Origin of the sequence: Aureibaculum sp. 2308TA14-22, assembly GCF_040538665.1 — a bacterium.
In the GTDB taxonomy this organism is placed as follows: domain Bacteria; phylum Bacteroidota; class Bacteroidia; order Flavobacteriales; family Flavobacteriaceae; genus Aureibaculum.
Map to the genome: position 1 here is coordinate 2,270,898 of NZ_JBEWXT010000001.1, position 14,321 is coordinate 2,285,218.

Annotated in this window: 13 protein-coding genes and 1 tRNA gene; 2 read left to right on the top strand and 12 right to left on the bottom strand. The window is 35.1% G+C overall.

All coding sequences use genetic code 11. The features are described 5' to 3' along the window. Positions 1–4: 4 nt before the first annotated feature. The 6 genes from scpA to U5A88_RS10205 are packed head-to-tail and all read right to left on the bottom strand — an operon-like array spanning position 5 to position 5,955. Positions 5–2,068: a methylmalonyl-CoA mutase gene (gene scpA, locus U5A88_RS10180; protein ID WP_354206113.1), complete on the bottom strand. Its 2,064-nt coding sequence runs from the start codon at positions 2,066–2,068 to the stop codon at positions 5–7. Beyond that, positions 2,068–3,447, bottom strand: a complete 1,380-nt coding sequence (locus U5A88_RS10185; protein ID WP_354206115.1) for a methylmalonyl-CoA mutase subunit beta — start codon at positions 3,445–3,447, stop codon at positions 2,068–2,070. The genes scpA and U5A88_RS10185 overlap by 1 nt, the downstream gene beginning before the upstream one ends. Before the next feature lie 2 nt (positions 3,448–3,449). Then, positions 3,450–3,767: an FtsB family cell division protein gene (locus U5A88_RS10190; RefSeq protein WP_354206117.1), complete on the bottom strand. Its 318-nt coding sequence runs from the start codon at positions 3,765–3,767 to the stop codon at positions 3,450–3,452. Further along, entirely contained in the window at positions 3,768–4,376 is a 609-nt protein-coding gene (udk, locus tag U5A88_RS10195) for a uridine kinase (protein ID WP_354206119.1), read from the bottom strand. Between the two features lie 47 nt (positions 4,377–4,423). Next, a complete protein-coding gene (locus tag U5A88_RS10200; protein ID WP_354206121.1) occupies positions 4,424–4,831 on the bottom strand; it encodes a c-type cytochrome in 408 nt (135 codons plus the stop codon). Next, complete coding sequence (locus U5A88_RS10205) at positions 4,828–5,955, bottom strand: PQQ-dependent sugar dehydrogenase (protein ID WP_354206123.1); 1,128 nt, start codon at positions 5,953–5,955, stop codon at positions 4,828–4,830. Before U5A88_RS10205 ends, U5A88_RS10200 begins: the two co-directional genes overlap by 4 nt. A gap of 202 nt (positions 5,956–6,157) precedes the next feature. Between U5A88_RS10205 and U5A88_RS10210 the strand changes: the two genes are divergently transcribed. Beyond that, positions 6,158–6,232: transfer RNA gene (locus U5A88_RS10210), tRNA-Pro, on the top strand. A gap of 228 nt (positions 6,233–6,460) precedes the next feature. After that, on the top strand, positions 6,461–7,744 hold the full coding sequence (locus U5A88_RS10215) for a site-specific integrase (protein WP_354206125.1): 1,284 nt from the start codon (positions 6,461–6,463) through the stop codon (positions 7,742–7,744). 108 nt (positions 7,745–7,852) lie between these two features. Here U5A88_RS10215 and U5A88_RS10220 read toward each other — a convergent pair whose 3' ends face one another. From U5A88_RS10220 to U5A88_RS10245, 6 genes are all read right to left on the bottom strand, one after another. Continuing rightward, complete coding sequence (locus U5A88_RS10220; RefSeq protein WP_354206127.1) at positions 7,853–8,668, bottom strand: DUF4138 domain-containing protein; 816 nt, start codon at positions 8,666–8,668, stop codon at positions 7,853–7,855. 25 nt (positions 8,669–8,693) lie between these two features. Then, on the bottom strand, positions 8,694–9,623 hold the full coding sequence (gene traM, locus U5A88_RS10225; RefSeq protein WP_354206128.1) for a conjugative transposon protein TraM: 930 nt from the start codon (positions 9,621–9,623) through the stop codon (positions 8,694–8,696). Between the two features lie 33 nt (positions 9,624–9,656). After that, positions 9,657–10,271: a conjugal transfer protein TraK gene (locus U5A88_RS10230; protein WP_354208173.1), complete on the bottom strand. Its 615-nt coding sequence runs from the start codon at positions 10,269–10,271 to the stop codon at positions 9,657–9,659. Positions 10,272–10,315: 44 nt separating this feature from the next. Beyond that, positions 10,316–11,152 (bottom strand): hypothetical protein, encoded by an 837-nt coding sequence (locus tag U5A88_RS10235; RefSeq protein ID WP_354206130.1) that lies wholly within the window; start codon positions 11,150–11,152, stop codon positions 10,316–10,318. 9 nt (positions 11,153–11,161) lie between these two features. Beyond that, entirely contained in the window at positions 11,162–11,743 is a 582-nt protein-coding gene (locus tag U5A88_RS10240) for a conjugal transfer protein (RefSeq protein ID WP_354206132.1), read from the bottom strand. Between the two features lie 76 nt (positions 11,744–11,819). Then, the gene (locus U5A88_RS10245; RefSeq protein WP_354206133.1) at positions 11,820–14,234 is read right to left on the bottom strand and encodes a TraG family conjugative transposon ATPase; all 2,415 of its coding nucleotides are present in this window, start codon (positions 14,232–14,234) and stop codon (positions 11,820–11,822) included. Between the last annotated feature and the right edge of the window lie 87 nt (positions 14,235–14,321).

A 14,321-nucleotide genomic window follows, 5' to 3' on the forward strand; every position in this document is an offset into this window, starting at 1 on the left:
CAACTTATTTCGTACCTTCAATCAAAACCTCTAAAATGTCAATGGCCGCTTTTGATATTTTTGTACCAGGGCCAAAAACACCTACTACTCCACTGTCAAATAAAAACTGATAATCTTTAGGCGGTATAACTCCACCTGCAATAACCATGATGTCTTCCCGTTCGTAATTTTTAAGCTCTTCCAAAACTTGGGGTACTAAGGTTTTATGGCCTGCTGCTAATGAAGAAATACCCAAAACATGTACGTCGTTTTCTATTGCTTGCTTGGCGACCTCTTTTGGTGTTTGGAATAACGGACCTATATCCACATCAAAACCCAAATCGGCAAAACTGGTCGCCACTACTTTCGCACCACGGTCATGTCCGTCCTGACCCATTTTAGCGACCATTATTCTAGGACGGCGACCATCCAACTCGGCAAATTCATCCGCCAAAGCCGTAGCTTTTTTAAAATGTTCGTCGTCTTGTATTGCTTTGCTGTACACTCCTGTTATTGAATTTATTTTTGCTTTGTATCTGCCAAAAACTTGTTCCAAGGCATTTGAAATCTCTCCTAAGGTGGCTCTATGTTCGGCAGCTTCTACCGCCAAAGCTAATAAATTTCCGTTACCTGTTTTGGCACAATCACTTAATTTTAAAAGTGCTTCATCAACTAACCCTTGATTTCTATTCTCTTTTACACTATTTATTCTATTAATTTGAGCATTACGTACAGCATCATTATCAACCTCTAATGTATCCAAACTATCCTCTTCTTTAAGCTGATATTTATTTACACCAACTATAATATCTTGACCGCTATCAATTCTAGCTTGCTTTTTTGCGGCAGCTTCCTCTATTCGCATTTTTGGAATGCCTTTTTCTATCGCTTTGGTCATTCCACCAAGCTCTTCCACTTCTTGAATCAACTGCCATGCTTTTTGGGCTATATCCTCAGTTAATCCTTCCACATAATAAGAGCCCGCCCAAGGGTCAACAGTTTTGGTAATATTGGTTTCTTCTTGAATATAAATTTGTGTATTCCGTGCAATTCTTGCTGAAAAATCCGTAGGTAAAGCAATAGCTTCATCTAAAGCGTTGGTATGTAAACTTTGGGTGCCACCAAAAGCGGCGGCCATGGCTTCAATGGCTGTTCTTGCCACATTATTAAAAGGATCTTGAGCGGTTAAACTCCAACCACTGGTTTGACAATGTGTTCGTAATGCCAATGATTTTTGGTTCTTGGGATTAAACTGTTTCACAATTTTAGCCCATAACATTCTACCTGCTCTTAATTTTGCTATTTCTTTAAAATGCTCCATACCTATTGCCCAGAAAAAAGACAATCTCGGGGCAAATGTATCAATATCCATTCCCGCTTTTAAGCCGGTTTTTATGTATTCCAATCCATCTGCCAAGGTATATGCCAATTCGATTTCAGGTGTTGCACCTGCCTCTTGCATGTGGTAACCCGAAATGGAAATTGAATTGAATTTTGGCATATTTTTACTGGTATATTCAAAAATATCAGCCACAATTTTCATGGAAGGTTGCGGTGGATAAATGTAGGTATTACGCACCATAAACTCCTTGAGAATATCATTTTGAATGGTACCTGCTAATTGTTCCGTACTTACCCCCTGCTCTTTTGCCGCCACAATATAAAATGCCAAAATAGGAAGTACCGCACCGTTCATGGTCATGGAAACGGACATCTTATCTAAGGGAATTTTGTCAAAGAGGATTTTCATATCTTCAACTGAATCAATTGCAACACCTGCTTTGCCCACATCGCCTTGTACACGTTCATGATCGGAATCGTACCCTCTGTGGGTAGCCAAATCAAAAGCTACAGAAAGCCCTTTTTGACCCGCTGCTAAATTTCTCCTGTAAAAAGCATTGCTTTCTTCTGCAGTTGAAAACCCAGCATATTGGCGAATGGTCCAAGGACGGCGAACATACATAGTTGAGTATGGGCCACGTAGGTAGGGTGGAATCCCGGCGGCAAAATTTTCGTGAGGAAAGTTTCCAGGTCGGAGCTCGGAGTTTTTAGTACTTAGTTTTATATGTTGAAGGCTTTTCCGTGACATTATTCGTTCTTTAACCGTTCTTGTTCTAATTTTTCAGCCAATCTTTTTTCAATTATTGGTTTTATAACCGTTTTTCTCGGTTTAATTTTTACAAAAGGATACAGTTCCAATTCGGTTTTCATTTTATCGGTTAGGTTTGGATGCTTATTTGTTCCCAATAATACAAGTTCGCCATTATCAAACTGCTGCTGTTCTTTTGTGGCACTTTCTTCTATTTTACGTTGAATTGTTCCGGCCTGTAACTGTTTTAAAAATCCACCGTTTTTTTCAATATCCTTAAATAAATCCAAAGCCTTTTCCGCAATTTGATTGGTCAAAGCTTCTATGTAATACGAACCGTCCGCAAATTGATTAGCTTGTTTAAAATGACTTTCCTCTTGTAAAATTAAGAGTTGATTTCGGGCTATACGTTCACCAAATTCGTTCTTTTTATGGTACAAACTATCATAAGAAACGTTAGAAATTACATCTGCCCCTCCCAAAATGGCACTCATACATTCAGTGGTAGTTCGTAACATATTTACATTATAATCATATAATGTTTTATTGCGTAAACTGGGTTTTACAAATAGGTTGGCATTCATAGTTCTTCCGTACTCTTTTGCAAGTAATTGCCAGAGGTATTGAAAAGCTCTTAATTTAGCAATTTCGAAGAAGTAGTTGCTGGAGACGGCGAAGTTGAAAACAATCGATTGAATAGATTGCTTCGCTTCGCTCGCAATGACGTTTAAATACTCATTGCCATGAGCCAAGGCATAGGCAACTTGTTGCACAATAGTAGCCCCAGCGTTTTGGTAATGACCAGCATCAACAGAAAGTACTCTAGTATTATCCGTTGCTATGCTAAGAATTTTTTCTAAAACCTTATGGTCTTCTTTAATACTTTTAAACCAATTGCCCGTTTTGGCAAGATTGCCGATAATGTCCAAGTTTAAAAAGACATTGAAGGATAAGCTTATTTCAACCAGTTCAAGTAAAAAATCTTCAGAAAGAAAATTGAGTTTGAAGTAGATTTGTAAAGAATCTTCACTATTGCCCTGAACAGTAAGTTCTTTTACTAATTGCCTTATGTTAAACGGCTTATTAGCTTCAAATTCAATTGAAGTTGCTCCACGACTTAGAGCGTCTTTTGCTAAAAAATTTGCTGTTTTTTCATCAGAAACAAAAATGGACTGGCAAATAGAAAATTGTTTTCTTTCGGAATCAATACTCAAAAATTCAGTATCATTTTTATGATAAAAAGGTTTTACCTTAATACCTTCATTAGATTCCCACACTAAGGCATCATTGTAATCAGCTCCTTTTAAATCTACTTGAATTTTTTGTTTCCATTGTTTGGAAGTTACAGATTCAAATTCATTAAACAAATCATCGTTCATGGCTATTCTTTTATAGAATCGAAATCAATAATATAGATATCTTCGTCCTTACGCTTCATTTTATACTCTTCACGGGCAAATTTTTCCAAAGAATCTGGATCCATTAAATTCTTGATTAACTTTTTATCCTTTTCAACCTCAGCATCGTAAAATTCATTGGCCTTTTCCAGTTTATTTATTTCTTGATTTAACTCTCTATGATTTAGATAAGAATTTTCATCAAGAAATACCATCCAAATTAAAAATAACAACAAAATAAGAATATATCTGTTACTGAAAAATTTAACCACTTTATGTTGTCTAAACTCTTTAAAGGTCATTTACTGTAATCTTTCATTGATTATGGTTCTCACAATATCTATGGCCACCGTATTGTATTTATTGTTGGGGATAATAATATCAGCGTATTCTTTCATGGGCTCGATAAATTGTTCGTGCATTGGTTTTAATGTAGTCTGATAACGTTGTAAAACCTCATCCATGTCTCTAGCCCTTTCCGTAATATCACGTTTTAAACGACGGATGAGTCGCTCATCAGAATCGGCATGAACAAAGACTTTAATGTCCATCATATCACGTAATTCTTTGTTAGTCAATATTAAAATCCCTTCGACGATTAGCACCTTACTTGGATGTGTTTTTATAGTATCCTTGGTTCTATTATGCCTTGCAAAAGAATAAACAGGCTGCAAAACGGTTTTCCCCTTTTTCAATTGTGATAAGTGATTTACCAATAAGTCAAAATCTATTGCTCTGGGGTGATCAAAATTTATTTTTGTACGCTCTTCAATAGTTAAACTATCGGTTTCCCGGTAATAGGAATCTTGAGAAATTACTGTTACATCCTCATTGGGCAATTCGTTGATAATCTGATTTACAACTGTTGTTTTTCCGCTTCCGGTACCACCGGCTATTCCAATTACAAGCATTAAATTCAGTATTTGATTAGTGCAAATTTAACCTAAAATGCATGATTTTACTTCTCAATTTTTAAAACTTCTTCTTCGGTAAATACTTTATTATTTGAATTTCCAAAGTTATTGGTAATATAATTCATTACATCAGCAATTTCTTTGTTAGATAAACCCATAGCGGTCATAGTTCCATTATAGATTTTACCGTTTACAGTAATTTCTCCCGATTGACCAAATTTTACCGCTCTAATGCTTTTTTCGCGATTTTTCATTAAATAATCTGACTTTGCTAAAGGCGGCGTAACTTTTTCCACACCTTTGCCATCTGGTAAATGGCAATTCATGCAAAAATCTTCATAAATAATTGCTCCTCTATCTATACTTTCTACAAATTCTTTACTCTTTTTATCTTGACTATAACCAAAACAAAAGTAGAAAAATAGTATGCTAGGAAATATGATTTTAATCATACTTTTGGAACAATTTTAACTATGCCTAAATTTTCAATGCCTACATAAATATAACCATCCGGTGCCTGTCTAACACTTCTTACACGCCCTAAACTTTCAAACATTTTTTCTCGCTTAACGACTTCATTGTTTTCTAATACCAATCTTTCTAAATATTGAAATTTTAATGATCCGACAAGTAAATTTCCTTTCCATTCGGGATATTTATCTGAAGAAACTATAGTAAAGCCGCTAGGTGCAATAGATGGTACCCAATAGAACAAAGGTTGCTCCATACCGGGTAATGCAGTATGATCAGTAAATGATGTGCCGCTATAGTTTACTCCATAGCTAATTTTTGGCCAACCGTAATTTAATCCCTTTTGGATGATATTGATTTCATCACCACCTTTTGGACCATGTTCATGTGTCCAAATTTCTCCAGTTTCAGGATGCTTATACATACCTTGTGGATTTCTATGACCATAGGAATAAATTGCCGTTTTAGCATTTGACTCATCTACAAATGGATTGTCTGTAGGGATAGTACCATCTTCATTCAGACGGTAAATTTTTCCGCCATCTCTTGTGATATCTTGTGGATTTTCATCACGATTACCTCTATCGCCTACAGAAAAATAAAGAAAACCATCATTGTCAAATGCTAATCTCGATCCGAAATGTTGTCCTTTAGTTGTATTAGGGGTGGCTTTGTACAAAAGCTTCTTGTAAGTAAGTGAGTTTCCTTCTAATTTCGCTCTCATTATAGCTGTATTGCCTCCATCTCCATCACCTTCTTGAGAAGCATATGAAAAATATATCCATCCATTTTCGTTATAGTTAGGATGAGCAATAACATCCAACAAACCACCTTGGCCTCTTTGATAAATTTCAGGAAGACCACTAATGATTGTTTTTTTACTATCTTTAAAATGAATCAATTCACCCGATTTTTCGGTAATCAAAATACTACCATCAGGTAAAAACGTCATCCCCCAAGGTATATCTAATTCTTGAACAATTAATTCGGTAGTGTAATTTGTATCGCCTGGTTCTTCAGCTTTAACTTCAGATTCTACTTGTTGTGCACAAGCAGAATAGTTAATAAATACAAAAATTAGAAATGAAAATTTATAAAACTTCATAATAAGTGTGTTAATGTTTAGAGGAACTAAAATTACAAATAAATCTGTATTGTAACTATTAATAAAAACTATATATTTGCACCTCAAATTTTTAGAGGATAAATTTTGATTATTTTTCTAGAAATTTATTGAAATTTTTACACTTCGGGGTGTAGCCCCTCGACTTCGCTCGGGATAAACTACACTACGAATTTATATTTTTCGGGGTGTAGCGTAGCCCGGTTATCGCGCCGCGTTTGGGACGCGGAGGTCGCAGGTTCGAATCCTGCCACCCCGACAAATAGGGTATTAAAATAAAATATATAATACCTAAATTAATGAAAGCCAGTAAAATACATTTTTGCTGGCTTTTTTTATTTCCATTTGAACGTATATCTCTTAGTGTCCTATTTCGTGCCCTATTTTTTTGGAAATAAATTCCTATATTTATAGTTCATAGCCCGTATTTGACTTTCGTGGCGATTTGGCTTTCGTTTAACTGATTTTTTAATTAAAAACGAAAGTAATGACAACTACACACACATTTAATGTCCATTTTTGGTTGAAAAAGTCTTCAATCAAAAAAGATGAGACCGTACCCGTCTATGCCCGTATTTGGGTAGATAGTACTCCTGTTGATGTAAGTACCAAGGAAGCTATTTTAGAAGTGCATTGGTGCACTTCAGCTAGCAGAGTAAAGAAAAGAGTGAAAAACGCCAAATGCTTCAATGAAACTCTGGATGATGTACATTCCAAAATTAAAAAAGCCTACAAACAACTCAAAGAGGAAGGTAAATTCATCACAGCACAAGCTGTAAAGCTTCGGTATTTAGGTAAAGATAAAGTTATTTCAACCTGCAAAGAACTTATAGATTATCATAAAAAAGAAGAATTAAAAAAATTAGCACCTGGAACTATAAAAAATTATAGTGCTACCGAAAAGTATATTGGAAGTTTTATCAAAAAAGAATTCAAATCGGATGATGTCCATTTGTGCCAAATAGATTATTCCTTTATCGTCAAATTTGAAAGTTATCTTCGTACCTGCCCACCCCTACGCAAATCCCAACCTCTGAACAATAATGGAATCATGAAACATCTGGAACGTTTGCAGAAGTTTACAACTCTGGCATTTAAACATGGTTGGATAAAATTAAACCCATTCACCATGTACGAATTAAAGTACGAAGAATTTGATTGTCCCTTTTTAGAACAATTTGAGCTAGATGCGATTTCCGTTATTCCAATATCAGATAAAAGTATGAATTTGGTAAGGGATATTTTTGTTTTCGCCTGTTATACTGGCTTATGTTATATAGAAGTAAAGAATTTAAAAAAACAGAGTATCGTTAATGGGATAGATGGAGAGCAATGGATTATGGTAAAACGTCAGAAATCTAAAATACCAGTAAAGTTGCCATTATTGGATGAAGCCAAAGAAACTTTAGAAAAATATTACGATTACCCATGCATTGAAAACAACTATTCACTTCTTAGGGTATTTAGTGATCAAAAAGTTAACAAATACCTTAAGAAAATGGCCAAACTATGCAACATTGATAAAAACCTGACCTTTCATGTGGCACGGCACACATTCGCAACTACAATAGCACTTTTAAATGGTGTTCCTATTGAAACTGTATCTAAGCTATTAGGTCATAAAAAACTATCGACAACTCAAAAATATGCTAGGGTCATTGAAAAGAAAATCAGTAAGGATATGCAACACCTAAAAACCAAGCTGAAAACTAATTCAAGAAAAAATTTGGAGTATAGAGAAACTGAATATGGGCATTTGAAAATAGTATAATAAAATTGTAATTTGCTGATAATATGGGAAAACAATTACTATTGGTTATCATATCTCTTTTTTGGGAACTACTAAATACTCTTAGCGACCAATTATTTTTCACTTAGGTTATAGCCTCATCTCCCTATTCCCATTTTTCTCCTTAATCTGAATTGATAATTTTTCAGAATCCCCTAACGTAAATTTTGGCATCACAATTACAAACTTATACGTTTGCCCATTCAAAAAAGTTTCCGGAAGATTATATCTATAGATAGGTTGTATTTGCAATTTCTGAAAAGAAGATTTTCTTCTTTTGTTCGTATTTACGCTATAAAAGTTAATGTAATCAACTTCAAAATCAATTCCAGATCTATTATTGATTTCAATTACCGCATACACTTCCGAACGGTCATACACCAACTTTTTAAGAGAAAATAATATTGCTTTACCATGTCTTGCTTTTTGAATGAGATGTTTTTTAGTCAACAGATACTTACTAAATTTTTCAAAATATTCCTTTCGATATTCATAGGGATTTTGAGTTTGAACTTTTAGCAATGAGTCTTGTGGTACTGCACCGTTTTTATTATTCTCAGTTTTAGGAATTTCATTCCCAATACTATTTGTTTTTGGAATAAAATAATTCAACTTTTTGAGTTCTTTATTATAAGTAATTATATATGAGAAAACAGAACCGTCATCTCCAATAACCAATAAATTACTTGCTGCACCAGGCTTCGCTTGTAATAATCCTAAATATTGTTCGGTTTCTGTGTTATAGGTAAATACAAAATTTCTTGAACCAGTTATACCTTGTTTTATTGGTGTTGGAAAAAACAGAGCCACACTCTTTTGGTCATTGGCATAAATGGTGTCCAACGGTTGTTGTGCTTTCATAGAAACAGAATAAGCAAGGAGTATTAATATCAGAAATGTTTTCATGCGAGTATAATTTTAATAAAATGGCTCAATGAGGCTTTAAAATAAGTTTATAGTTATTGATGATGGTTACTTTTATCTTTCGATTATGGCGTTGAAATACTTTCGATACACCACTTACTTGTGGTACGCCTGGGATATTTACTTCATCGATTAGTTCCCCTGCCACTTCCTTAGCGATTTCTCCCTTAAAACTGTTTTCTACATAAATGCCCTCGCTGCCATCCTGAAAATCGAATGCCCTTAGTTTGGTGGGTACATGATTGATATTTTCAATTTCAATCATTGCTCGGTTTGGCTGAAATTTTATGAAACCATAGATGAGTGAATTTCTGGAAACCAACTTTCCATTGATGGTGGCATCTTTGGTCAATCGCATCCGCAATCGATAATTCTTTTTGACGACTTGATTCCCATCTACTTCTACAAAAATGGCTTTATCCGTGTTGGTCTGCTTTTTGGTATTCTTGTTTTGTGCTGGACTTGATGCGAAAAACTGCTGGTGTTCCACTCCCATTCTTTTTGCCGAGACATATTTTTCTTGAATTAATTTCAAAGAATCTTTGGTAGTATCGACTGGAATACTTTTGGTTTTCGGTTGAGAGCTATTATAACTGTTTTGGGAATAATGTAGTTGTCCGTGACGGTAAATACTATCTATGATGCGTTGTTTATCCTTATCAATCAATTCAGGATCATAAGTACCGGTAGAGTCCAACAGGCGTTCGTCATAAATACTTGGAGCATTGGTCTGTCTTACTTCTTTTAAATCATTCAGAGCATCGAGTTTCGATTCATATTGTTTTTGTTCGTCTTTGAGTTCTGGAACTGGGACTTCGTTATTTTCTATGACCGATTCTTCATCTTCCTTAAATAATGTCATGGCATAGGCTATGATATACAGCAAAATACATACTAAAATCAAAACGAATACTATTTTCTTTTTGTTAAATTTCATTAGGATTAAATCTTTAAGTTTTCAAATTGTTTTTTATTTTGGACTTTCACTCTTTTTTAAGGTTTTTTCGAAAAAATTGGTGATTAACAACCCATGTGTATTGTTCGGAAAATTACGCTCTACATGAATTAAACTTCCAGTAGTGGTCAGTTCATATGAATCGATTACCGACCCTCGGTTAATTTCAAATAAAACAGTACACTGAAAACGGTAGGGTTCTTTTTGTAATTCTACCTTGGATTCAATTTGGATAACCCGTTGTACCAAAGAATATTGTAACAATCGGTTATATACCCCATCCGACTTTTTTTGCCGATAGATCGCATCTACGGTACTATCCCCCAACCAGATTGCTTTTGCCAAGTTCTTCTCATAGTTACTGGCATCTATATTATAGAAATAGGTATGGAACAATTCCAAATGGGCCTTGGCTTCTACTTCCAGGTTTTCTTTTTGGGAAACCAATTGCAAGGGAATGACTTGGCCATCGGTATTGACCATAAAGGCATTGTTTATGGATTGCTTATAGATATGGGCTACCATAAATATAGCTACGACCGCTATGCTGGCGGATCCGATCACCACCGACAGAACGATAAATCGGTTTTTTTTTAACAAAGTGTAAATATTTTTATAAGGTGTTCTCATTTTACTATTAATTATTTTTATCATCTTTTTTTGCCAAATGTGGCTTAGCCACCAGTAAAGAGTTTTAAGGTAAATGTGGTGGCCCGTCGGTACAATTTGAACTTTAACAGTACGATAAAACCTATCGAGCCAAACTCGATTAAGGGTGCAAAATATTGCTCCCCCCAATCCGTACCAAAGAGATTGCTCCAAAAGTTGGTGTTGATTTCCGTGTAGATGTTATTGACAAATACATTGACTAGAAAGAAAGCGGGAACCAACATATAGACCCCAGCATAGAGCTTAAAAAAGTTATAGGCCAATGCCCTAAACTTTTCAAAAACCGCCAAGCTGATAACCAAAGGAAAAAACGCTTGCATAATCCCTAACAGAAAAAAACGCTCTGCCAAAAACAAGGGATAAATAAACAAATCCAATAGCCACAGAAAAACGGCAATGATAAAGGACAATACCCGCAAACCAAAGAATGGTGTTACCAGAGCTTCATATAATAATGCCATGGCTTTCTTTGCAGCATCGATAATCCCAACTTCGGTTTCTATATCAATATCTTGCAACTGTAAGGGTAGTAACGCTGGAGCGGTATCGGTATACTGGCTTTCAATATTGACCAAAATGGAATCAAAAACACCCAATAGTTGAGTCGAGAAAATGACCAAAATTACAATGGCAAAATTCTTGGCAAGTTCTGCTGGGGTCAATCCCCAAGTATAACCATCTTTTGTTGCTACACCTTCATTGTATTTTTTAAGGATATTGACCAAAAAGAAAAGCACTGCCAAAGTTTTCATTCCTGCAATAGTATATTGAGAAAAGTCACTGCTTTTAATCGTGGTAAAAACAGCATCGATATATTCCAGTCCTATGCTTAATGATATCATGGCTATGGTTTAATGTTTGGCTTCTCTGTTATTGATTTTATCTTGCATTTCCCGAAAGGCAACAATCTCTCTATACAATCTGGTTTTTTGATTGATTTCGGCTACCATTTCATTGGATTGCTTTTCTTTAGCCTTTATCATTTCCAAGCGTTCTGCATCAGTCATTTTTAGGTTATCACTTGATAATATTTCACTAATAAACTTGACATCCTTTACGGCATTATCAATAATTGCGTTAAAGGAATTACTAATCCGTTCGATTTCTTCAGGTTTGATATAAGGAGAATCCAAAATAGCTCTCAAATCATCTTTTACCACATTAAACAAGCGTTCATTGTTCTTTGCTAATTCTTTTACAGCTTTTAGCTGTTTGATGACATTGCTTACCTTTTCTATATTTTCTTTTTGTTTCTTGAGAAACTCTACCGTCTTTATCAGTTTATCGGTTTGCTTTCCTGCTTCCGTCAAGGCTTTTCCTAATTGAACATAGTTGGTATGGTCGTAAACAGGCTCACCCTGGCACGCACCGCGTGCATTTTGTAAAAGGATGAATAATGTCGCTAAGAGGATTTTTTTAATTGTATTGTTCATGGTTTTTAATGTTAACAGGCATCGCCTGATTTGTTTATTATTTGTTATGTTTATAAAATCTGTAATACTAAAACAGTCAATGACGGTGCTGGAGAAATTTAGTGATGGCCTTTTCCATATCATTGGTCTCATTATAAATGTCCTTTATGGCCTCGTTTTCCACACCATCGGTCAGATAGGCGGCATAGACTTCTGGTGGTACTTCCAATCTGAAAATATTGCTCTCCTTCCCTATTTTGATAAAGATTTCTGTATACTTCCTATCGCCAGTTAGGTTGTTCCGAATGGACTTCAATTGGTTAAGATCATGTGAGGACAGATTTAACCTTTTTTGGAGTTCGCCGTAACCTTTTTCATTGTACAGACTGTATATGACCTGTGTATTCTCCAGAATACTAGCCGAAGTAGCATTGTTCGGTAATTGGTTGATGGATTGCAGGATAATACCAATTGCCCCATTTTGTTTACGGATGGCTTGGTAGTAATATTCAACACTTTCCAAAACATTTTCAAATTTGAGTTGTTTAGCAAATTCATCAAAAAGAATAATCCCTTTTTCGGCTTTATTTTGCCAAATGGTACGTTGGATGGCAGATTTAATCAGTTTCAGCATCACCGATAATATTTCTTTGTTGTCCTTGACTTCGTCCAGTTCAAATACTATTAGGCGTTTATCTTCAATTCTATAAGTCTGGTCTTTGTTTACATTGAAAAGAAAACTATACAATCCGTTACCTACATATTCAGACAGGATATGTAGGAAATCATTGAGATTCAAATGACGTTCGTGAATGTTAAGCGTCTTTAACAATACATTCTTTTGAGCTTCAACAAAAGCATATAGTGAAGCCAACGAATGGGTGTCTTTGACACTATTTTGATAGTAATATTGTAATACCTTTTTTAAGGCTACGGACTGTGCCTTGGATGCTTCTTTTCTAGAGGCCAACAGTTCCAACAAAAAGACAGCCAAATCTTCCAATCGATCCGGGGCCACAATACCGTTGGCACTTTTGGGCATATAAAATGGATTGATTCCCAAGTTTTTACCATGCTCATAACGAAGTATCACATGGTCATTGGGATAAAGTTTTGCAAATTTGGCGTAGGATCCGCCCAAGTCAATAATGACAACTCGTGTACCACTTTCGAAATACTGGCGTAAAATATTATTGGCTAAAAAAGATTTCCCTTCTCCAGTCGGAGCAAATATGGCAAAATTTCGTGCCTTGATACGTTTCTTTTGTTCATCCCAGACATCTTTGAGTACAGGAATGTTATGCTGCCTATCATTAAAAATGACACCAGTAGCATCTGATTGATAGTTGGTATTGTTTATATATAAACACAAGGCATGTTTTAAATCGGTTACATAGACATCTTCATTGGAAAAATTGGAAGCAAAACAACAATAGCTATTGACAAAATAATGTTTGCGTTCTTCACCTTTTGGATAATAGGGTATTATATCCAGTTCCTTAAACTCCGCTTTAATATTCGAGGCAATATTACCTAGCCTCTGCGGCTCGCAGGACCAGAAAATGATGTTGAGATGCCCTCTGATGATTTGTGAAGTTTCATCTTCATTGATTTGACTTAGGATATGTTCAATCTTTTTGAGAACTACGCGGTTTTGGGTGCCAAAATTGATGCTCTTCTTTAATTCTTCAATTTTCCTTTCGAGCAGTTTTCTCCATTTGTGTTTATCATCCAAATAGAGGATTTGATTGACAATATGATTTTCATCGATACCCAATCCCAAACCATCAATAAAACCTTGGTGGAATATAAAATCGTTGGAAGTAAACTTGTCATCGGGTTTGCTGCTTTGTACAGCATCTCCAAAACACAGTTCGCTATTAACTGCTAATACATCAAAATGGTTATTACCGATTTCAATATCCGAATTGTTCAATAAAATATCTGTATCAAAATCTTGATTAAAACCATTAAAATAGGTGTCGGTTAATGATAAGATTTCGTTTTGGTTTAATTGTAGCAAAGAAACCTTTCTGCTATTGTTTATAAAAGAAACGGTATCATTGACCGCTGATATAAAAGCTTGTACAGTATGGTCGAGTTCGGTATGGATGCTTTTTTCTACACTTCGAAAAGGATTGGTATATTTTGAAGCATTTAGAGCTTTGTTATATGGTAGTATAAAAAATAGATAGCAATTATGCTTTAGATATTCCCTTCCTTTAAAATAGTCATTGGTCGCTTTCTCCAAAAAGCTTTGATTTGGCAGCATTGCTGCTTTATAGTTACTTTTTTGGTAAATATCTTGTTTATGGACAACGGTGCTTGTTGGCAATGATTTAAAAGCTTGAAACCATGTGCCATGCAATTCTTCAAAGTCTTTTTCAGAAAGTGAATAAACTTCTGGGAGTGATGTTTTATAACATAGAATGACATTTCCATTATTAGCGAAAACGACATGACCTTGGATATCAATTATGGGATGGTATGCAGAGAGATTTATTTTTTTCATGCTTAGAACTATATTTATTTTCTAATAATTATCTTTTTACTAAATCCCTCGGTGAGGGAAAGACACGCTTTTTTATTGCTAATGGTT